Source organism: Mordavella massiliensis (genome assembly GCF_016902415.1).
GTDB classification, from domain to species: Bacteria; Bacillota; Clostridia; order Lachnospirales; family Lachnospiraceae; genus Merdimonas; species Merdimonas faecigallinarum.
The window spans coordinates 87,485-106,169 of sequence record NZ_JACJLV010000003.1 but is presented as its reverse complement, the minus strand read 5'-3'; the positions used below and the strand labels follow the sequence as shown (position 1 = coordinate 106,169).

General features: G+C 52.6%; 18 protein-coding genes. 14 read left to right on the top strand and 4 right to left on the bottom strand.

Going from position 1 to position 18,685, the window contains the following annotated elements; genetic code table 11:
- Positions 1–126 precede the first annotated feature (126 nt).
- Positions 127–462 carry a winged helix-turn-helix transcriptional regulator gene (locus H6A13_RS01770; protein WP_204907896.1) on the bottom strand — a complete coding sequence of 112 codons (336 nt, stop codon included), beginning with the start codon at positions 460–462 and terminating at the stop codon, positions 127–129.
- A gap of 250 nt (positions 463–712) precedes the next feature.
- Between H6A13_RS01770 and H6A13_RS01765 the strand changes: the two genes are divergently transcribed.
- The 3 genes from H6A13_RS01765 to H6A13_RS01755 all read left to right on the top strand — a co-directional run bounded on the left by H6A13_RS01765 (position 713) and on the right by H6A13_RS01755 (position 3,349).
- Positions 713–1,345 carry an NAD(P)-dependent oxidoreductase gene (locus H6A13_RS01765; RefSeq protein ID WP_204907895.1) on the top strand — a complete coding sequence of 211 codons (633 nt, stop codon included), beginning with the start codon at positions 713–715 and terminating at the stop codon, positions 1,343–1,345.
- Positions 1,346–1,350: 5 nt separating this feature from the next.
- Entirely contained in the window at positions 1,351–2,202 is an 852-nt protein-coding gene (locus H6A13_RS01760; RefSeq protein WP_204907894.1) for an SIR2 family NAD-dependent protein deacylase, read from the top strand.
- Between the two features lie 103 nt (positions 2,203–2,305).
- Positions 2,306–3,349 carry a PDDEXK nuclease domain-containing protein gene (locus H6A13_RS01755; protein WP_204907893.1) on the top strand — a complete coding sequence of 348 codons (1,044 nt, stop codon included), beginning with the start codon at positions 2,306–2,308 and terminating at the stop codon, positions 3,347–3,349.
- Positions 3,350–3,436: 87 nt separating this feature from the next.
- Here H6A13_RS01755 and H6A13_RS01750 read toward each other — a convergent pair whose 3' ends face one another.
- Both H6A13_RS01750 and H6A13_RS01745 read right to left on the bottom strand, forming a co-directional pair.
- Positions 3,437–4,423 (bottom strand): zf-HC2 domain-containing protein, encoded by a 987-nt coding sequence (locus H6A13_RS01750; RefSeq protein ID WP_204907892.1) that lies wholly within the window; start codon positions 4,421–4,423, stop codon positions 3,437–3,439.
- Complete coding sequence (locus tag H6A13_RS01745) at positions 4,416–4,844, bottom strand: RNA polymerase sigma factor (RefSeq protein WP_243424698.1); 429 nt, start codon at positions 4,842–4,844, stop codon at positions 4,416–4,418. The genes H6A13_RS01750 and H6A13_RS01745 overlap by 8 nt, the downstream gene beginning before the upstream one ends.
- Before the next feature lie 244 nt (positions 4,845–5,088).
- Here H6A13_RS01745 and H6A13_RS01740 point away from each other — a divergent pair, with 244 nt between their 5' ends.
- The 6 genes from H6A13_RS01740 (at position 5,089) to H6A13_RS01715 (ending at position 11,630) form a co-directional block, all read left to right on the top strand.
- Positions 5,089–5,772, top strand: coding sequence for a response regulator transcription factor (locus tag H6A13_RS01740; protein WP_204907891.1), 684 nt, complete (start codon positions 5,089–5,091; stop codon positions 5,770–5,772).
- Complete coding sequence (locus tag H6A13_RS13470) at positions 5,745–6,887, top strand: ATP-binding protein (protein WP_204907890.1); 1,143 nt, start codon at positions 5,745–5,747, stop codon at positions 6,885–6,887. The genes H6A13_RS01740 and H6A13_RS13470 overlap by 28 nt, the downstream gene beginning before the upstream one ends.
- A gap of 102 nt (positions 6,888–6,989) precedes the next feature.
- Complete coding sequence (locus H6A13_RS01730) at positions 6,990–7,661, top strand: ABC transporter ATP-binding protein (protein ID WP_204907889.1); 672 nt, start codon at positions 6,990–6,992, stop codon at positions 7,659–7,661.
- The gene (locus tag H6A13_RS01725; protein WP_204907888.1) at positions 7,658–10,159 is read left to right on the top strand and encodes an ABC transporter permease; all 2,502 of its coding nucleotides are present in this window, start codon (positions 7,658–7,660) and stop codon (positions 10,157–10,159) included. The genes H6A13_RS01730 and H6A13_RS01725 overlap by 4 nt, the downstream gene beginning before the upstream one ends.
- A 102-nt stretch (positions 10,160–10,261) precedes the next feature.
- A complete protein-coding gene (locus H6A13_RS01720) occupies positions 10,262–10,750 on the top strand; it encodes a GAF domain-containing protein (protein ID WP_204907887.1) in 489 nt (162 codons plus the stop codon).
- Positions 10,751–10,802: 52 nt separating this feature from the next.
- On the top strand, positions 10,803–11,630 hold the full coding sequence (locus H6A13_RS01715) for a radical SAM protein (RefSeq protein WP_204907886.1): 828 nt from the start codon (positions 10,803–10,805) through the stop codon (positions 11,628–11,630).
- 104 nt (positions 11,631–11,734) lie between these two features.
- Here H6A13_RS01715 and H6A13_RS01710 read toward each other — a convergent pair whose 3' ends face one another.
- The gene (locus H6A13_RS01710) at positions 11,735–12,478 is read right to left on the bottom strand and encodes an SDR family NAD(P)-dependent oxidoreductase (RefSeq protein ID WP_204907885.1); all 744 of its coding nucleotides are present in this window, start codon (positions 12,476–12,478) and stop codon (positions 11,735–11,737) included.
- A gap of 274 nt (positions 12,479–12,752) precedes the next feature.
- Here H6A13_RS01710 and H6A13_RS01705 point away from each other — a divergent pair, with 274 nt between their 5' ends.
- From H6A13_RS01705 to H6A13_RS01685, 5 genes are all read left to right on the top strand, one after another.
- Positions 12,753–13,283 carry a winged helix-turn-helix domain-containing protein gene (locus H6A13_RS01705; RefSeq protein WP_204907884.1) on the top strand — a complete coding sequence of 177 codons (531 nt, stop codon included), beginning with the start codon at positions 12,753–12,755 and terminating at the stop codon, positions 13,281–13,283.
- Positions 13,252–13,953, top strand: coding sequence for an L-ribulose-5-phosphate 4-epimerase (locus tag H6A13_RS01700; protein ID WP_275952142.1), 702 nt, complete (start codon positions 13,252–13,254; stop codon positions 13,951–13,953). Before H6A13_RS01705 ends, H6A13_RS01700 begins: the two co-directional genes overlap by 32 nt.
- 32 nt (positions 13,954–13,985) lie before the next feature.
- Complete coding sequence (araA, locus tag H6A13_RS01695) at positions 13,986–15,482, top strand: L-arabinose isomerase (protein WP_204907883.1); 1,497 nt, start codon at positions 13,986–13,988, stop codon at positions 15,480–15,482.
- 49 nt (positions 15,483–15,531) lie between these two features.
- Complete coding sequence (locus H6A13_RS01690; protein WP_204907882.1) at positions 15,532–17,133, top strand: xylulokinase; 1,602 nt, start codon at positions 15,532–15,534, stop codon at positions 17,131–17,133.
- A 162-nt stretch (positions 17,134–17,295) separates the two neighbouring features.
- Positions 17,296–18,669 (top strand): MATE family efflux transporter, encoded by a 1,374-nt coding sequence (locus H6A13_RS01685; RefSeq protein WP_204907881.1) that lies wholly within the window; start codon positions 17,296–17,298, stop codon positions 18,667–18,669.
- Positions 18,670–18,685 lie beyond the last annotated feature (16 nt).

Here is an 18,685-nt window from a genome sequence, read left to right as displayed (position 1 = left end):
ATCTTTATATAAACAAATGTTGAAAACAAGTTTTAAAACAATGTGGGATAAAAATATTGAAATTAGAAAAAGGACGTGTCCGAAAGTGGATACGTCCCTTTTTCTGCGCCAGAAACAAAAAATGCGCTATGTATTCTGTGCTTTAAATTCCTCACCCCAGTCCCACATGGCGTCAAGAATGGGCTTCAGGCTCCGGCCAAGTTCTGTCAGGGAGTATTCCACCCGCGGGGGAACTTCCGGGTAGACCTTGCGGTTTACAAGACCATTGCGTTCCATATCGCGAAGCTGTGCGGTCAGAACCTTCTGCGAAACAGTTCCGATGGATTTCTTTAGTTCGCCAAAGCGTTTTGTTCCTGGGAGCAGATCCCGGAGGATCAATACTTTCCATTTATCTCCGATCAGCATAAGAGTGGTCTCAACCGGGCATGCGGGGAGCTCCTTTTTTTCAGTTTGCGATGCCATAAAATCGCCTCCTTTGGTTTGCTGTCATATCAGTAAAACTATAAAAATTATATCTCAATGTAAAAAAAGAATCAATGTTTAACACCGGAAAATCACAATTGTTTCCTTTTAGTAACTACAGTACAAAAAAGTGCTTACTTTACATTGGAAACTTTTAAAAATATACTATAGCCAGGAGCCAGGGAAAGCGGCCGGGCCAAAGCTCCATTTGAAAGCAAAAGGATGATTCATATTTTAGGAGGAATGTAAAATGAAAATCGCAGTAATTTGTGCAAATGGAAAAGCAGGAAAACTCATTGTAAAAGAGGCAGTCAGCAGAGGTCTTGACGTCACAGCCGTTGTCCGCGGGGAAAATGCCACAGAGGCGAAGGAAGTGCTGAAAAAGGATCTGTTTGATCTGACCGCTGACGATCTCAAGGAATTTGACGTCGTGATTGACGCTTTTGGCGCATGGACAGAGGAGACACTTCCGCTCCACAGCACTTCTTTGAAGCACCTGTGTGATATCCTCTCCGGTACAGATACCCGTTTGCTTATCGTAGGCGGCGCTGGAAGCCTGTATGTCAATCCGGAGCATACGGTATGTGTAGCTGACGGGCCGGACTTTCCGGACGCATTCAAACCGCTGGCCAGTGCGATGGCAAAGGCGCTTTCTGAACTTCGTGAACGGAAAGATGTAAAATGGACCTACATCAGCCCGGCAGGAGATTTCCAGGCAGAGGGCGAGCGCACCGGGAAATACATTCTGGGCGGGGAGGAACTGACGCTCAATTCCAAAGGGGAAAGCATTATCAGCTATGCGGATTACGCCATTGCAATGGTGGATGAGGCTGTAAACGGAAATCATATCCAGAAGCGTATCAGTGTGGTAAGAGAAGCATAAAGACAATGAAAGAATCTAACAATCGTTCGTATGACGGCCTCGTCCGGCTTGAGCGGGAACTGGATACGGCGGACGCCATCCTCATCGGAGCCGGCGCGGGGCTGTCCACATCAGCTGGTTTTACTTATTCAGGGAAAAGGTTTGAAGATCATTTTTCTGATTTCCAGAAAAAGTATGGATTTCATGATATGTATTCCGGCGGGTTTTATCCCTATGACACTTTGGAGGAATACTGGGCATTCTGGAGCAGGAATATCGACCTGAACCGGTATCAGCCGGCTCCGACAGATGTATATGAAAGACTGCTGGATCTGGTGAAGGATAAGGACTATTTTGTACTGACCACCAATGTGGACCACCAGTTCCAGAAGGCCGGATTTGACAAGAATCGGCTGTTCTATACCCAGGGAGATTACGGCTTGTGGCAGTGTTCCCGCCCCTGTCATCAGAAAACCTATGACAATGAAGCTGCGGTCCGGCAGATGGTCGCTGAGCAAAGGGATATGAGGATTCCGTCAGAACTGATCCCCCGCTGTCCCGTCTGCGGCGCTCCGATGACCATGAATCTTCGTTGTGACGGGACTTTTGTGGAGGACGATGGCTGGCACGAAGCGGCCGGGCGCCATGAGAAGTTTGTGCAAAGCCATGCAGGGATGCATATCCTGTATCTGGAACTTGGAGTAGGCACAAACACCCCCGTCATCATCAAGTATCCATTCTGGAGAATGACGCGGCAGAATCCGAAAGCAGTGTACGCCTGCGTCAATCTGGGGGAAGCCTGGGCGCCGGGAGAGATCGCGGATCGGTCTATCTGTATCGATGGGGATATAGGCGAGGTGTTAACAAACCTGCCATAGTGCGTGTGCTTTTGGCGTTTTACTTTCAGCGGGAAATAGGATATACTGATAAATAAGAGTAAACCGGCAGCATGGTATGCCGATGGAATAAAGGAGGGATCCTATGGCGAACCAACTGACGCCGAACAATCCGTTGATTCAGGAAATCCGGGAGCTGGTGAAAAACGCAAGAACCAGTGTGGCACAACAGGTCAATACTCAACTTTTGTCCACTTACTGGCAGATTGGGCGTGCGATTGTGGAATACGAGCAACAAAGCCAGCACCGGGCCGAATATGGAAAACAGGCACTGAAAGAGTTATCCAAAGAACTGACGAAAGAGTTTGGCAAAGGCTTTTCAGTCTCCAATATTCAGTTCATGCGGCGCTTTTATCAGACCTACTCAATTCAACAGACAGTGTCTGTTAAATTGTCCTGGTCCCACTATTGCGAACTTTTAAGTATTTCTGATGTAAATAAACGCAGCTTTTACGAAAAGGAAGCCGTCAATTCCAACTGGTCTGTCCGCGAACTGAAGCGTCAGATTGACAGTTTCCTTTATGAGCGTCTGCTGCTGTCCAGTGGGGACGCCAATAAAGAAAAGGTTCTTGCTCTGGCGCAGAAAGGGATCGAGATCAACCAGCCAGCTGATATTATACGCGATCCGTATGTATTTGAATTTTTGGGTGTGCCGGAAAACAAGCCCATGTTGGAAAGTGACTTGGAGAAGGCCCTGGTAGCGCAGATTGAAAAGTTCCTGCTGGAACTGGGGCGCGGCTTTATGTTTGTGGGAACACAGCAGCGGGTTACATTAAACAATATTCACTATTATGTGGACATGGTGTTCTACAACAAAATCCTGCGGGCGTATGTTTTGGTTGAGCTGAAAACCACAAAGCTAACACCGGAAGCCGCTGGACAGCTCAACATGTATCTGAACTACTATGCGGCCGAAGTCAACGATCCTGATGATAACCCGCCTATCGGTATCATTCTCTGTACCGAGAAAGACAGTGTGGCGGCAGAATATGCGTTGGGCGGTCTTTCCAACAACATTTTCGCTTCCCGCTATGTTCTCTATATGCCGGATAAGGAGCAGTTGATTGCCCAGGTGGAAGCTGTGTTGAAAAACTGGCATGAGAAAAATGATGGTTCCGCCCATGAATGAGAAAGAACTGATATTGATTGCTCAGGCAGAGATATAAGTGTATGAAGATTGCCCCGGAAATGTTTACATTTCCGGGGCATTATCATCTTATTTTCTCCCTCTTGTGATCCCGATGGCAATGCACAGGATCCCAAGCAGAATACCCGTCGCCAGGAAGAGAAGATAGGTGTTGGCGTTGATGCTCCAGGCGGAGGTCCAGTCGGAAAAGTCAGCCGCCAGGATGGTGAGCTGCCGTTTATGCTCCGCGATCAGCCCGTAGGCGTCGCTGGAAAATGCCATCCAGATTCCGGTGATCAGGGAGATCAGTCCTGCCTTGATCCAGCGGTTGGCCGGGAGGTATCTGGCGGTCAGGAAGACGAGCCACACGCCGGCCATCAGGATCACGCTGATGAGGGTGCCTGCACGCAGCCCTTCCACGTCCCCGGAGTGATGGCAGACCGTGAAGATGGTGAGGAACAGCCAAGCCGTGTCCCAGACCATGGTAAGCAGCGCCTTTTTATCCGACAGTACGGGCGGCAGCGCAAGCCCCCGGATCACAAAAGGAAACAGCGGCACGGAGAGCCCGAAAATGGTGGGGATGGCGAGCAGCAGGAACTGTCCGCCGCCGTTCATGCGGTCCACGAAAAAGAGGATCAGAAGCAGGGCAAAGATCCCGGCCAGGATACTCTTTGTCAGTTTCTTCTGCTCTGTCATAAGAGGCACCGCAGTCAATGCGGCCACCAGGAGCATGGAGGCGGTTGTCACGGAGAAGACGCCCAGTCCCCCGCCAACGGCCATGGAGAAAAGGAAGGTCAGGATCACCGGGATGAGCAGCAGGACGCTGATGAAAAGCCCGGCTTTCCAGGCGGCGGTCCTCTCTTTTCTGGCGTGCCGTTCCAGAACCTGCCGGGACTCCGCTTCTATGACGCGGTCCACGGAACGGTCTTCCAGATCCTCATAGAGCGCCCGGCAGGCTGCACAGTGTTCCAGATGGCGCTGCACCAGCTCTTTGCTGGCAGGCGTACACACATCATCATAATATAAGGGAAGCAGATCCTGAATGATCCCGCATTCCGAAAAATTCTTCTTATCCATGTTTCTCCATCCTTTCCTGAATTTTCATTCTTGCGCGGTGGTAAGTGACCCTGGCCCAGTTCTCTGTTTTCCCGAAGATAAACCCGATCTGTGAGAAGGGCAGTTCCCCGAACACCCGCAACTGGAAGACTTCCTTGTAAGGCTCCGGAAGGTCGTGGAGGATCAGGTGGATCTGTAGCGCAGTCTCCTTATCTTCCACCGCATCCGCCGGATTCTGGCCACCGCTGACGGCGGCAGCCTCGTCCAGCTCGGCGGTTTTCCCGGTCTTCCTGTATTCGTCTGCTGCCAGGTGCTTGGCAATACTGCAAAGCCAGGTGAGTTCGCCGGATCTTTGCGCAAAGGTCTTTTTGGAGGTCATAGCCCGGTAGAACGTGTTCTGCGTGATCTCTTCCGCCAGCGGCTGATTTCGCACCAGGGTCATCACATAAGAATAGACCTGCAGATAGTAGGATTGATATAATTTCTCGTAGTCCAGGGCTGCTCACCTCCTTTTTTGTACACCGGTTAGACGGAGTAAGATGGATTTCGTTACAAAAAAATTGAAAAAAATTTCAATATGAACAGTATAACAGAAAAGTTTTTACAGATATAGCGTTTATCATTTGACGCTGCGTAAACCCCCGTTGTAAAATGAGGGAAACGCAGCAAATAAGGAGACCCGCGCCATGCAGAAAATCTTACTCCTGGAGGACGACAGAAACCTGAACAGGGGGATTTCACTAAAATTAGAAAAAGAAGGATATCAGGTGTTTTCCGCCTTTTCCGCGAAAGAGGCGGAAGAACTTTTTGACGCGGCAGGGCCGGATCTGATTATCAGTGATGTGAACCTGCCGGACAAGAGCGGCCTGGATTTTTGCAGGGAGATCCGGAAGAAAAGCCAGGTGTATCTGATCTTTCTGACGGCTCTGGACTCGGAGGTGGACATGGTAAACGCCTACGATCTGGGGGCGGACGACTATATCACCAAACCTTTCAGCCTGCTGGTGCTGGTGTCTAAAGTGCACGCCCTGATGCGGCGGGCGCGCCAGGCAGGGGAGGAGCAAAAGACAGAGATCCGCTCCGGGGAGATCCGGGTATCCTACCAGGATATGCGGGCATACCGCGGCGGGGAAGAGCTTTCCTTAAGCAAAAAGGAACTGCAGCTTCTTCTGTATTTTATGGAGAACGCGGGGCAGATCCTTTCCAAAGAGCAGATCCTCGCCCATGTGTGGGATGTGGATGGCCAGTTTGTGGACGATAATACGGTTCCGGTAAATGTAAGTCGCCTGAAGCGAAAGATCGGCGGCGAATGGATTCAGAATGTAAGGGGGATGGGATATCTGTGGATACAGGAAAGCGTAAAAGAATAGCTCTGGCAGCAGGGCTGTTTTTTCTTACCCTTCTGGCGGGGCTCTTTCTGACGGAAAGAGCGGCCAGGCAAGAGTATGAGAACACGGCCAGGCAGATGGCGGCTCTCACCAGGCAGGCGCCTGAGGAGGAGGCTGTGTTTGCCGGGATCCTGACGGGGAAAATAGTAGAAGACAGTGAGGACGCTGTAAAAGCAGGCACGGAATTGCTGGAGAAATACGGGTATGGACTGAAAGACAGTTCTGGGACCGGCGCGCTGCCCGGCATGGCGGGCGGTATGGCGCTCATCCTGGCAGCCGGACTTGCGGCCTGCGCAGGTCTTGCCTGGCATAGCATGAGGCTTAAGAGAGAAGCCCGGGAGCGGGCGGACTATCTGGAGGAAAAGCTGAAAGAAGAGACGGTCCGCAACCAGAAGATGGAGGCGGAACTCCGGCGGGAGGAGCAGGAAACCAAGTCCCTGATCACCGATATTTCCCATCAGCTCAAGACGCCGGTGGCCTCTCTGAAAATGAGTTATGAGATCGAGGATTCCACAGAACTTTCAGCGGAAGAAACGGAGGAGTTCCGAAGAAAAGAGCGGGAAGATGTGGAACGGCTGGAACATCTTCTCCAGGCTTTTACCCAGATGAGCAAGCTGGAGACCGGCATGATCCGGCTGAAGCCGGAGAAGGCGGGTGTGAAAGCGACCCTGGCAAGGGCAGTGGCCGGCGCATATGCAAAAGCAGTAGATAAAAAAATTTCTATTGAAACGGAAGAATTTACTGACGTTGCGGTTGTCCATGATCCGGGCTGGACGGCGGAGGCGATCGGAAATGTGCTGGACAACGGTGTGAAATACGCGCCGGCCGGCACCTGCATCTCCATCCGGGTGTCGGAGCTGGTCAGCTATGTCATGATAGAAGTGGAAGACGAAGGCCCGGGGATCCCGGCGGAGGAACAGCCCAGGATCTTCCAGAGATTTTACCGGGGCAAGGCAGAAGCGGTACGGAAGGCGGAGGGCTCCGGCGTGGGCCTTTACCTTACCAGGCGGATCCTGGAAGAGCAGGGCGGAACGGTGTGCGTGAAGAACGGAAGAACCGGCGGGAGCAAGTTTGTGATCACCCTGCCGAAAGAATAAGATTTCTTACAAAACTGTTATCTTTTTTGTTACCTTTCTGTAAGCTTCGGGCGGTATGCTCTGTACAGAAACAAAGAAGCAGGCACAAAGAGGAGGCTTACAATGAAGGCGATTTTAGAGACAAAAGATCTGGTAAAATATTACGGCTCCGGTGACAATCTGGTAAAAGCGATCGACCACACCGATATCCGCGTGGAGCCTGGAGAATTTGCGGCAGTGGTGGGGCGTTCCGGCTCGGGAAAGAGCACGCTTTTGCACATGCTGGGGGGACTGGACCGGCCCGACTCCGGCAAGGTGCTGGTGGAAGGACGGGACATTTTCCGGTTAAAGGACGACCGGCTGGCAGTGTTCCGCAGGCGGAAGATCGGATTTATCTTCCAGAGTTACAATCTGGTGCCGTCCTTAAATGTATGGGAAAATATCGTGCTGCCCATCGGGCTGGACGGCCGGAAAGTGGACCGGGAGTATGTGATGGACATCGTGCGAAAGATCGGCATGTCAGACCGGCTCCACGCCCTGCCGGGCACCCTGTCCGGGGGACAGCAGCAGCGGGTGGCCATCGCCAGGGCCCTGGCCTCACGCCCGGCCATCATCCTGGCCGATGAACCCACGGGCAACCTGGACTCCCGGACGGAGATCGAGGTGGTGAGCCTTCTGAAACACTGCGTGACCGAATACGGTCAGACGCTGGTTATGATCACCCACGACGAGACCATTGCCCAGATGGCGGACCGGATGATCGTCATCGAGGACGGGAAGGTGGTGCGGTCATGAAGACAGTGACAAAGACAGCCCTTGCCAATGCGCGGCAGAACCGGACCCGGAACATGATCAGCGGGGCAGCCATCATCCTGACCACTCTTTTGATCTTTATGGTGCTGACGGTCGGATATGCCTCTGTCAAAGTGCGGTTCGCAGCTGTGAACGCCTACTATCCGCCTTATCACGCCATGTTCCGGCAGGTGTCGGAAGAGGATGCGGGGAAACTGAAAAGCCACAACGATATGGAGGAAGTGGGGCTTCGCTCGGATCTGGGGGAAGGGGTGGACGATGATTCCACCATTCTGTTTCTCTGGATGGATGCACAGGCTCTGGAACTGAACAAAGTAGAACTGGCAGAGGGCGCATTTCCGAAAGCAGGAAATGAGATCGCGCTTCCGGAAGGACTGCTTGCCGAGTACGGGATCACTGCCGGGATCGGGGATACGGTGACGCTTCCGTTTCAGCTTTACGAAGACGGCGGACTGGGGTATCAGAAAGAAGATACCTTTCGGATCAGCGGATTTCTAAAAGGAGAGATTGACGAGGAAAACAAAGCCTACTCAGTGCTGGTGTCCAGGGACTATCTGGAACAGTCGGTTCCGGCAAAAGAGCGGGAGTACCGGGTGATGTTCCGCCTTCAGGATGTGGGGGAAAATGTGGCCACCACGGATGCCATCGAAGAGCGGGCCCGGGAGATTGGCGCGGATTTTGGCGTATCGGAGGACAACGTGGTCATCAACACCGATTATCTGATGGCTAACTATACGGACCCGGCGGCTCTTTTCGCCGTTGTCTGCATCATCCTGGTGGTGATGGCGGCGGGCGTGCTGACCATCTACAGCATCCACTATGTCTCTATGATCCCGAAGGTTCAGGAGTATGGAAAATTAAAGGCCATGGGAGCCACCAGGCGGCAGATCCGGCAGATCGTCTTCCGGGAAGGCCTGCTTGTGACGGCGCTTTCCCTGCCACTGGGGCTTCTTCTGGGGAGCATTCTGGCAGGCCCGGTGATCCGCTGGATCTACCGGATCAGCGGAGAAGGCGTGCAGACCAACGCGGCGGCCATGGAAATGAACCGGATCTGCATGGAGCTGCTGGAGCAGAGACAGGTGCCGGTCTTGTATGGGTGGGTTTACATCCTGACCATTCTGACCGTGCTGGTTACGGTGTACCTGTCCCTGGTAAAGCCCATGCGGATGGCGGCGAAGATCTCTCCGGTGGAAGCCATGCGGTATCAGGGAGAGATTCGGGAGAAGAAAAAAGAGCGGAAGGGATTTGCAGAGATGAGTCTTGTAAAACTGACCCGCTCCAACCTGTCCCGGAATAAAAAAAGATCCATCCTGACCATCGTGACACTGGGCGCAGTGGGAATCCTCTTCATGGCAGTGGCCACCGTCCTTAGCTGCGCCGATCCGGAGGAGATCGCAAAGCAGGAGTTTGAGGGGGATTATGAGATCGCCGTGGACAGCTGGGAGGGGGACAAGATGAACCCGGACCGGGCCTGGGTGAATCTGATGCAGAACAACCCGCTGAACGGGGACCTGCTGGCGCAGATCCGGGCCGTAGACGGGGTGGAGGAAGTCAAAGTGAAGACCTATCTTACTGGAACGCTGGCGGATCTGGACCCGGAGCGGGAGATCGCCTCCGCCAGCATCCAGGGCCTGGATGAATCTTACCGGGAGATCGTGGAGAACTGCCAGATCGAAGGGGCGGTTACCTGGGAAGAACTGGAAGAGGGAGAGAAGATCCTGGTCTCTGAGGATATGCTGCGCTGGTTCCCGGAGCTGAAGCTGGGCGACGCGGTGCGGATGGAACTGGAGACCCCGGAGGGGACAGTGGAGCGCACCTTTGAGATCGCCGCCGTCGGAGAGTATCCTTCGGCCGTATCCGGGAGCAACTTTCTGCTGCCGGACTCTGTGTTGGCGAAGATCACAGGGGCAGACTTAAGCGACATCTGCGTGATCCGGCTGGAAGAAGGGATCGGTCAGACCGGACGGCAGGAAGCCTATACGAACCTGGAGAACCTGGCAAAGACGAGCGTCTATCTGACCACCGACAGCTTTGAAAAGCATGTGGAGACCTGGGAGACGGCGGTCACCGTCATGACCGTGCTGGGTTACGCATTCCTGCTGATCCTGGGCGCGGTGGGCGTGATGAACCTGATCAACACCATGGTCAACAGTATCTACACCCGGAGACGGGAACTGGGCATCATCCAGGCCATCGGCATGTCGGAAAAGCAGCTGGTGCGGATGCTGCAGCTGGAAGGGCTTTTCTATACGGCGGGTACTCTTTTGGTGGCGCTGGGGATCGGAAGCCTGGCCGGATACGGCATCTTCCTGTATGCCAAAGCAGAAAATATGATGAACATCACCGTGTATCATTATCCGGGGATCCAGGCGGCGGTCCTGGCCGTGGCGGTGGCGGCGCTGCAGATGATCCTTACCTGCGCCGTGTCCCGGAACTTCCGCAGGATGAGCCTGACCGACCGGATCCGGTACGGGGAGTAAAGACCGGTTCGCCGATTGTTTTGTATGCTGGAAAAGATTCATGGTCTCCAGGCCCTTATTTATGGTATGATAAAATATATCAGACAGCAGGAGGGAAAAACCATGGAACATACGGTCAGTAAATTTCCGGAACAAAAGGAAGCGCTTTACAAATATATGAAAGTCCGTTTAAGCGGCCAGGTGGAAAGCTGTCCCCATGTGACTGCGAACCTGGCGAACGCCTCGGCCCTGTTAAATCAGGGATTGAAAGAGATTAACTGGGTGGGGTTCTATCTTCTGGAGGGAGAGACACTGGTGCTTGGGCCTTTTCAGGGAAAACCCGCCTGCACCGAGATCCCGGTGGGAAAGGGCGTGTGCGGAACCGCAGTTTTAAAGGACGCGGTGATCCGGGTGGAGGATGTCCACCAGTTCCCCGGGCACATCGCCTGCGACAGCGCTTCGCGTTCAGAGATTGTCCTGCCGCTGCATGATCCGTCGGGGAAGATCCGGGCGGTACTGGATATCGACAGTCCGGTGACATGCCGGTTTACAGGAGAGGATCAGAAAGGTTTGGAAAGTCTGGTTCCGGAACTTGAGAAAATCTTTTCTTAAAAACAAAGGGAAGACGGATGGAATATGGAAGGATGCACAGGAGAAATGATAGATGAGTGAAATGCAGAGCGTATATTATCCGCAGAGTGAAATCCATACAACTTTAATACCGGTTACAACGGGATGCCCGTATAATCGATGTGCCTTTTGTTCTATGTATAAAGCGGATACTTACGGGGAAGTTCCGTTGCTGGAGATGGAGCATGAGCTGATGAACGGAGAAAGATATACGGAGCGGGTGTTTTTGACGGGGGCGGATCCGCTTTCCGTGGGATTTGAGAAAATGATCAGGATCCTTAATCTGGTAAGAAAATATTTCCCGTATTGTGGCTGTGTGGCATCGTATGCATCTGTCCGCAGTCTGCAAAAATACAGTGTTCACGAATTAACAGAGCTTCATGACGCAGGGCTCAGACTGCTTTACGTCGGCTTTGAGACGGGCAGTGATGAGACATTGAAGCTGATGAAGAAGGGACATACAGCCGCAGCCGCGGTCAGGCAGGGACAGAAACTAAATGAAGCAAAGCTTCCGTTTTGTGCGATCGTGATGTATGGAATCGCAGGAGAAGGAAAAGGGGAAGAAAATGCCAGACTTACCGCCAAACTTCTGAACCAGTTTGTGCCTGCAAAGATCATTACGATGAATCTGACGGTATTTGCATTGACAGAACTGGCAGAGATGGTGAAAGAGGGAAGATTTACAGAGGCAACGACACGGGAGAAACTCCAGGAGTTAAAAACTCTGATCACAGAACTCCATATGAAGAAACCGGTGGAGATCGATACGACTCATACAACGAACTTAATAAAAATGACAGGCAGGCTTCCGGAAGACGCAGAGAAATTGCTGGATCAGATCGATGCACGGCTTGCAGGATAACGAAAGATATCAAACCAATGATCCCCATTCTTTCTATTTTTTATAGAGAGAATGGGGATCTTATTTTGTTTCATTCTAAAACTGATATAAGAAAAATAGAACTGTTACGTCCGCATTGCCCCGTCTACGGAAAGGATCTCTCCGGTTACGTAGCTTGCAAGGTCGCTTGCCAGGAACAGGAAGGCATTGGCGATGTCCTCCGGCTCTCCGACTCTCCGCAGGGGGATGGCGTTGATCAGCGGCTGGATCATTTCCTTTGGAAGGGCGGCCACCATGTCGGTGTTGGTGATGCCCGGGGCTACCGCATTGACCCGGATGTTGCTTGGGCCAAGTTCTCTTGCCAGGGACCAGGTCATACCGTTGACTGCCGACTTGCTGACTGGGTAAGCCACGCCCGAAGGCTGTCCGCTGATGCTTACCATGGAACTGGTGTTTAAGATGCAGCCCCCGCCCTGTTCCTTCATGATCTTGACAACGGGGATGATGCAGTTCATGGCGGCTCCCACATTGAGCTTCATGATCTTCTCGAAATGTTCCGAGGTGTATTCGGTGACAGGCTTGCTGTCGGACATGCCTGCATTGTTGATCAGGATGTCGATCTTTCCATGGGTTTCCCTGATCTTTTCCAGCTCTGCAGCTACGGCTTCTTCGCTTCCAAGATCCGGCCAGGCGCCGGATACGGGCCAGTCCGGATTTTCCTCCTTCAATGCGGCGAGAGCCTTGTCTACGGTCTCCTGTCTGGAGCCGAACAGCACCACAGTCGCTTCGTTCTCCAGAAATTTCTTAACGGTTGCAAATCCGATTCCTCTGGTTCCGCCGGTGATCACGGCTACTTTTCCTTTTAACATATGCATACCTCCTTTACTGTTTATCAATGACGAAAGTCTGAATTTCTTTTATTATATATCTGTTGGTGTCAGAATACTACAAAAGAAACAGAAGTTCCGTGATAATGTCACGAAACAAGTTGTCTTGTAATACCGGCTAAAAAAGAATACAACTTTTCATTTTTTGCTAAAAACCAGAAAATATTTTTAGATGAAAAGCGAATTGTATTGTAAGTTGGTATGCTATATAGTTGTGGTATAGGAAAAACCGGGAAAGGGGGGATGAGGAGACGTCATGAAAAAATATGATAAAATTGCAGAATGGATCCGGGACGAAGTGGAAGCCGGAGCGCTGTCTCTGGGAGATAAGCTTCCACCGGAAAATGAATTGATGGCGCAGTTTCAGGTCAGCAGGCAGACGGTCCGGACAGCGCTTTCGCTGCTTCGCAAAGAAGGGATCGTAGAAGGACGGCGGGGCAGTGGCAGCTATATCACGGCCAATGTCCACCGGCGGACCGGAAAAGAGATCCGCATTGCCGTACTATTGACCTGTGTGGATTCCTATATTTTCCCGGCGCTTCTGCGGGGAATGGAAGCAGGACTGTCCAGGGAGGGATGTACCCTGCAGATATCTGTGACAGAAAATGCGGTGGAAAAACTGGGAAGAGCCGCGGCAGAAAAGATCGCTGCCTGCGTCAAACACGGGGTAAAAATGGATACGCAGGAATTTGATCCCAGGCTGGTGATCCGAAATTCGGTGCGTATGAAGACCGGGGAAGAAAGGAAGGAAGAACATGCTGGAACAATTAAAGAAAGAAGTCTATGAAGCCAATCTGCTTCTGCCCAAATATGATCTTGTGACATTTACCTGGGGGAATGTCAGCGGGATCGACCGGGAGAAGGGACTGTTTGTGATCAAGCCAAGCGGCGTGGAGTATGACAAGCTTACGCCGGAAGATATGGTGGTGATGGATCTGGAAGGAAATAAGGTGGAGGGAAGATACAATCCCTCTTCGGATACACCGACTCATGTGGTGCTTTACAACCGGTTTCCACAGATCGGGGGCGTGGTCCACACCCATTCTTCCTGGGCTACCAGCTGGGCTCAGGCGGGGAGAGACATCCCCTGCTACGGCACGACCCATGCGGATTATATCTACGGAGAGATCCCCTGTGTGCGGAATCTTACCAGAGAGGAGATCGAGGAAGCCTATGAAAGAAATACAGGCGTTCTGATCGCGGATGAATTTGAGGCAAGAGGCAAGGACCCGGCTGCGGTTCCTGCGGTGCTGTGTAAAAACCACGGGGTATTTACCTGGGGAAAAGACGCCCATGAGGCGGTCCATAACGCGGTAGTCGCAGAAGAAGTGGCAAAGATGGCGGCCCGGTGCGAGATGCTCAATCCACAGGTAGAGCCGGCGCCGCAGGAGCTTCAGGATAAGCATTACTACAGAAAGCACGGAGCAAATGCCTATTACGGGCAGGGAGATCAATAAAATGAAATAATTATAAGAAAGGAACGAGAAACATGCTGAAAAGAAAAAATTACAAATTCTGGTTTTGCACCGGATCACAGGACCTGTATGGAGAGGAATGCCTGGCGCATGTAGCCGAGCATTCCCGGATCATCGTAGAAAAGTTAAATGAGTCGGGAAGACTTCCTTATGAGGTGGTGTGGAAACCGACCCTGATCACCAATGAACTGATCCGGAAAACTTTTAACGAGGCCAATATTGACGAAGAGTGCGCCGGCGTGATCACCTGGATGCACACCTTCTCCCCGGCCAAGTCCTGGATCCTGGGACTGCAGGAGTACCGCAAACCGCTGCTGCACCTGCACACCCAGTTTAACCGGGAGATCCCCTATGACACGATTGACATGGATTTTATGAATGAGAACCAGTCCGCTCATGGAGGAAGAGAGTACGGACACATCTTTACCCGCATGGGGATCGAGCGGAAGGTGGTTGTAGGATACTGGGAAGACGCGGCTGTACAGGAACGGGTGGCTTCCTGGATGCGCACAGCGGTGGGCGTGATCGAGAGCAGCCATGTCCGTGTCATGCGTGTGGCCGATAATATGAGAAATGTAGCGGTGACAGACGGTGACAAGGTGGAAGCCCAGATTAAATTTGGCTGGGAAGTGGACGCTTATCCGGTCAACGAAGTGGCGGAAGCAGTGGCTGCAGTCTCCGAAAGCGATGTCAATGCGCTGACAGATGAATATTACGATACCTATGATATTCTCCTGGAAGGAAGAGATCCGGCAGAATTCCGCCGCCATGTGGCAGAGCAGGCCCGGATCGAGATCGGATTCGAGCGGTTCCTGGAGGAGAAAAATTATCAGGCCATTGTTACCCATTTCGGGGATCTGGGAAGCTTAAAGCAGCTGCCGGGCCTGGCAATGCAGCGGCTGATGCAGAAAGGATATGGATTCGGAGCGGAAGGCGACTGGAAGACAGCGGCTATGGTCCGCATCATGAAGATCATGACAGAGGGCATGAAGGATGCGAAGGGAACTTCCTTTATGGAGGACTATACCTACAATCTGGCGCCCGGCAAAGAAGGCATCCTGCAGGCGCATATGCTGGAGGTGTGCCCCACCATTGCCGACGGGCCGGTGAGTATTAAGGTAAAACCCTTAAGCATGGGCGACCGGGAGGATCCGGCAAGACTGGTGTTTACCTCCAAGACCGGACCGGCAGTCGCCACATCTCTGATCGATCTGGGGCACAGATTCCGTCTTATCATCAATGAAGTGGACTGCAAAAAGACTGAAAAACCGATGCCGAATCTTCCGGTAGCGACAGCATTCTGGACGCCGAAGCCGGATCTCCTTACCGGAGCGGAAGCCTGGATCCTCTGCGGAGGCGCGCATCACACTGCATTTTCCTATGATCTGACTGCAGAGCAGATGGGCGACTGGGCGGCAGCTATGGGTATTGAGGCTGTATATATTGATCAGGATACCACCATCCGCGGCCTGAAGAATGAGCTGCGCTGGAACGAAGCCGCTTACAGATAAGAAATGAAGGCAGACGGCTGGAAAGACAGAAGGACAGGAGGAAGAAAGGATGCAAAGCAAAGATAAGATCATAGAAACCATCCGGTCCGGGCAGGCGGTCCTGGGAATGGAGCTTGGCTCCACCCGGATCAAGGCTGTGCTGATCGATACGGATAAAACACCCATTGCTTCGGGAAGCTACGACTGGGAAAATCAGTATGTAGACCACATCTGGACCTACGATATCGACGAGGTGCAAAAGGGTGTGCAGGGCTGCTACAGGGATCTGGTCAGGGACGTAAAAGAAAAATACGATGTGACACTGACCCGCCTGGCAGGCATGGGTGTCAGCGCCATGATGCACGGATACCTGGCATTTGATGAAAAGGATGAGCTTCTGGTGCCGTTCCGCACCTGGAGAAATACCATCACCGGAGAAGCGTCGAAACAGCTGTCGGAACTGTTCCAGTTCCACATTCCCCAGAGATGGAGCATCGCTCATCTCTATCAGGCAATCCTGAACGGGGAAGAGCATGTAAAGGACGTGCGGTTTTTTACCACTCTGGCTGGCTACATCCACTGGAAACTGACCGGACAGAAGGTGCTGGGAAGCGGGGACGCGGCCGGCATGTTCCCCATGGATACGAAGACCAGGGATTATCATGAAAAGATGCTGGATCAGTTCGATGCATTGACGGCAGGGAAGGGATATCCCTGGAAGATCCGGGATCTTCTGCCGAAGGTGCTTCTGGCAGGAGAGGATGCAGGCCATCTGACAGAGGAAGGGGCAAGATTCCTGGATCCTTCGGGAACTCTTGAGGCCGGCACTCCCATGTGTCCGCCGGAAGGAGACGCCGGAACCGGTATGACGGCTACAAACAGTGTAGCGGTAAGGACCGGAAATGTATCCGCCGGGACCAGCGTATTTGCCATGGTGGTCATGGAAAAAGACCTGTCCAGGCCCTATGAGGAGATCGACCTTGTGACCACCCCGTCCGGAGACCCGGCGGCTATGGTCCACTGCAATAACTGCACCACAGACCTGAATGCCTGGGTAGGGCTTTTCAAAGAATTTGCAGAGTGCATGGGCATGGATGTGGATATGAATACCCTGTACGGCAGGCTTTATAACAAAGCCCTGGAAGGAGACCCGGACTGCGGCGGACTGCTGGCGTATAATTATTTTTCCGGAGAGCACATCACGGGATTCGACGAGGGACGCCCGTTATTCGTCCGCTCGCCGGAGAGCCGGTTCAACCTTGCCAATTTCATGCGGGTGCATCTGTTTACCTCTCTTGGCGCGCTGAAGACAGGCATGGACATCCTTCTGAAGAAAGAGCATGTCCGTCTGGACCGGATGATGGGGCACGGCGGCCTCTTTAAGACCGAAGGCGTGGGCCAGCGGATCATGGCAGGAGCCATCGACACGCCGGTGTATGTGATGGAGACAGCCGGTGAAGGCGGAGCCTGGGGGATCGCCCTTCTGGCCGATTACCTGGTACGCAGGGAAGAAGGCGAAGATCTGACTTCCTATCTGGAGCACAAAGTATTCCAGGATTCCAGAGGAACCGGTCTTGATCCGGAACCTTGTGATGTAGCCGGATATGAGAAATTCATGGAGCGTTACACCAGCGGGCTTGCCATTGAAAGAGCCGCGGTGGAGAACTTTTAGTAAAAGGGATCAGATGGGGACGGGGGATTTTCGAAAATCCCCCGTCCCCATCTTGATATGAAAAAATTTAGCGAAAGAAAAGTCCGGGAAAGAAGGATTGACTTCCGCCGCAGATAGGAGCAGAATAGAATTAGAAATTTATCATTTTTGGGGGAATCTATCATGGCTAAGGCAAACTCTGTGGCCGGGACATCTTCAGCCACCTTAATGACCAGCGGGCCGATCTGGAAGCGCCTGGTGGCATTTGCGATCCCTCTGTTCTGGGGGAATCTGTTTCAGCAGTTTTACAATACAGCCGACTCGGTGATCGTCGGAAATTTTCTTGGAAATAACGCGCTTGCCGCGGTAAGTTCATCAGGGAATCTGATCTTTCTCCTGGTGGGCTTTTTTAATGGCATCGCCATCGGCGCCGGAGTTGTGACAGGCAAATATTTTGGCGCCGGAGATATGAACAATCTGAAGAAATCCATCCACACCACTGTGATCTTTGGATTTGTCTGCGGGATTGTGCTCACCATAGCAGGGATCGTGGCGGCGCCGAAGATCCTGGTGCTGATGGGAACGCCGACTGAGGTGCTGCCGGAATCCCTTTCGTATTTTCAGGTGTATTTCACAGGATCGCTGGCCTTTGTTATGTATAACTTTTTCGTGGGGATCCTGCAGGCCATGGGAGACAGCAAGCATCCTTTGATCTTCCTGATCATTTCTTCGATTACCAATATCGTGCTGGACCTCTTCTTTGTAGGCGTTCTGGGATTTGGCGTATGGTCTGCGGCTTTTGCTACTGTGATCTCCCAGTTCTTAAGCGCGATCCTTTGTATGTATCAGCTGATGCGGGGGAACGGAGTCTTCCGTCTGGTCTTAAAAGAGATCCGTCCCGACGGCCGGATGCTGCGCCAGATCGTGGTAAACGGCGTGCCTGCGGGCGTGCAGAACTCCATTATCTCCGTAGCAAATGTTTTTGTACAGGCCAATATCAATACCTTTGGGGCAACGGCTGTGGCCGGCTGCGGGTCCTACTCCAAGATTGAAGGATTCGGCTTTCTGCCGGTGACCTGCTTTGCGCTGGCGCTCACTACATTTATCAGCCAGAACCTGGGGGCCCGGGAATACGAACGGGCGAAAAAGGGCGCGGTGTTCGGCGCGGTCTGCTCTCTTACCATGGCAGAAGTGGTGGGGCTTTTGATCAACTTCTTCTCGCCGGTTCTGATGCGGTCGTTTGGAGGAGGAGAAGAGGCGATCCAGTACGGCGTTGCCTGGGCCGGGATATCCACCTGGTTCTACTTCCTGCTGGCCTTCTCCCACTGCATGGCGGGAATCTTAAGGGGCGCGGGAAAATCCACAGTGCCCATGTTCGTCATGATGATCTGCTGGTGCATCATCCGGGTAAGCTATATCAGCATCATGGTCCAGTTCATTCCGGATATCAAGGTGATCTTCTGGGCCTATCCGCTGACCTGGGCGTTAAGCTCCGCGGTATTTCTGATCTATTTCCTGAAGTCGGACTGGATCCACGGGCTGGAAAAGATCCGGTGATTTTGTATCCTGCTAA

Coding starts and splice junctions, on each gene's coding strand:
- H6A13_RS01770 (WP_204907896.1), bottom strand. CDS start 462: ATGGCATCGCAAACTGAAAAAAAGGAGCTCCCCGCATGCCCGGTTGAG.
- H6A13_RS01765 (WP_204907895.1), top strand. CDS start 713: ATGAAAATCGCAGTAATTTGTGCAAATGGAAAAGCAGGAAAACTCATT.
- H6A13_RS01760 (WP_204907894.1), top strand. CDS start 1,351: ATGAAAGAATCTAACAATCGTTCGTATGACGGCCTCGTCCGGCTTGAG.
- H6A13_RS01755 (WP_204907893.1), top strand. CDS start 2,306: ATGGCGAACCAACTGACGCCGAACAATCCGTTGATTCAGGAAATCCGG.
- H6A13_RS01750 (WP_204907892.1), bottom strand. CDS start 4,423: ATGGATAAGAAGAATTTTTCGGAATGCGGGATCATTCAGGATCTGCTT.
- H6A13_RS01745 (WP_243424698.1), bottom strand. CDS start 4,844: ATGACCCTGGTGCGAAATCAGCCGCTGGCGGAAGAGATCACGCAGAAC.
- H6A13_RS01740 (WP_204907891.1), top strand. CDS start 5,089: ATGCAGAAAATCTTACTCCTGGAGGACGACAGAAACCTGAACAGGGGG.
- H6A13_RS01730 (WP_204907889.1), top strand. CDS start 6,990: ATGAAGGCGATTTTAGAGACAAAAGATCTGGTAAAATATTACGGCTCC.
- H6A13_RS01725 (WP_204907888.1), top strand. CDS start 7,658: ATGAAGACAGTGACAAAGACAGCCCTTGCCAATGCGCGGCAGAACCGG.
- H6A13_RS01720 (WP_204907887.1), top strand. CDS start 10,262: ATGGAACATACGGTCAGTAAATTTCCGGAACAAAAGGAAGCGCTTTAC.
- H6A13_RS01715 (WP_204907886.1), top strand. CDS start 10,803: ATGAGTGAAATGCAGAGCGTATATTATCCGCAGAGTGAAATCCATACA.
- H6A13_RS01710 (WP_204907885.1), bottom strand. CDS start 12,478: ATGTTAAAAGGAAAAGTAGCCGTGATCACCGGCGGAACCAGAGGAATC.
- H6A13_RS01705 (WP_204907884.1), top strand. CDS start 12,753: ATGAAAAAATATGATAAAATTGCAGAATGGATCCGGGACGAAGTGGAA.
- H6A13_RS01700 (WP_275952142.1), top strand. CDS start 13,252: ATGCTGGAACAATTAAAGAAAGAAGTCTATGAAGCCAATCTGCTTCTG.
- araA (WP_204907883.1), top strand. CDS start 13,986: ATGCTGAAAAGAAAAAATTACAAATTCTGGTTTTGCACCGGATCACAG.
- H6A13_RS01690 (WP_204907882.1), top strand. CDS start 15,532: ATGCAAAGCAAAGATAAGATCATAGAAACCATCCGGTCCGGGCAGGCG.
- H6A13_RS01685 (WP_204907881.1), top strand. CDS start 17,296: ATGGCTAAGGCAAACTCTGTGGCCGGGACATCTTCAGCCACCTTAATG.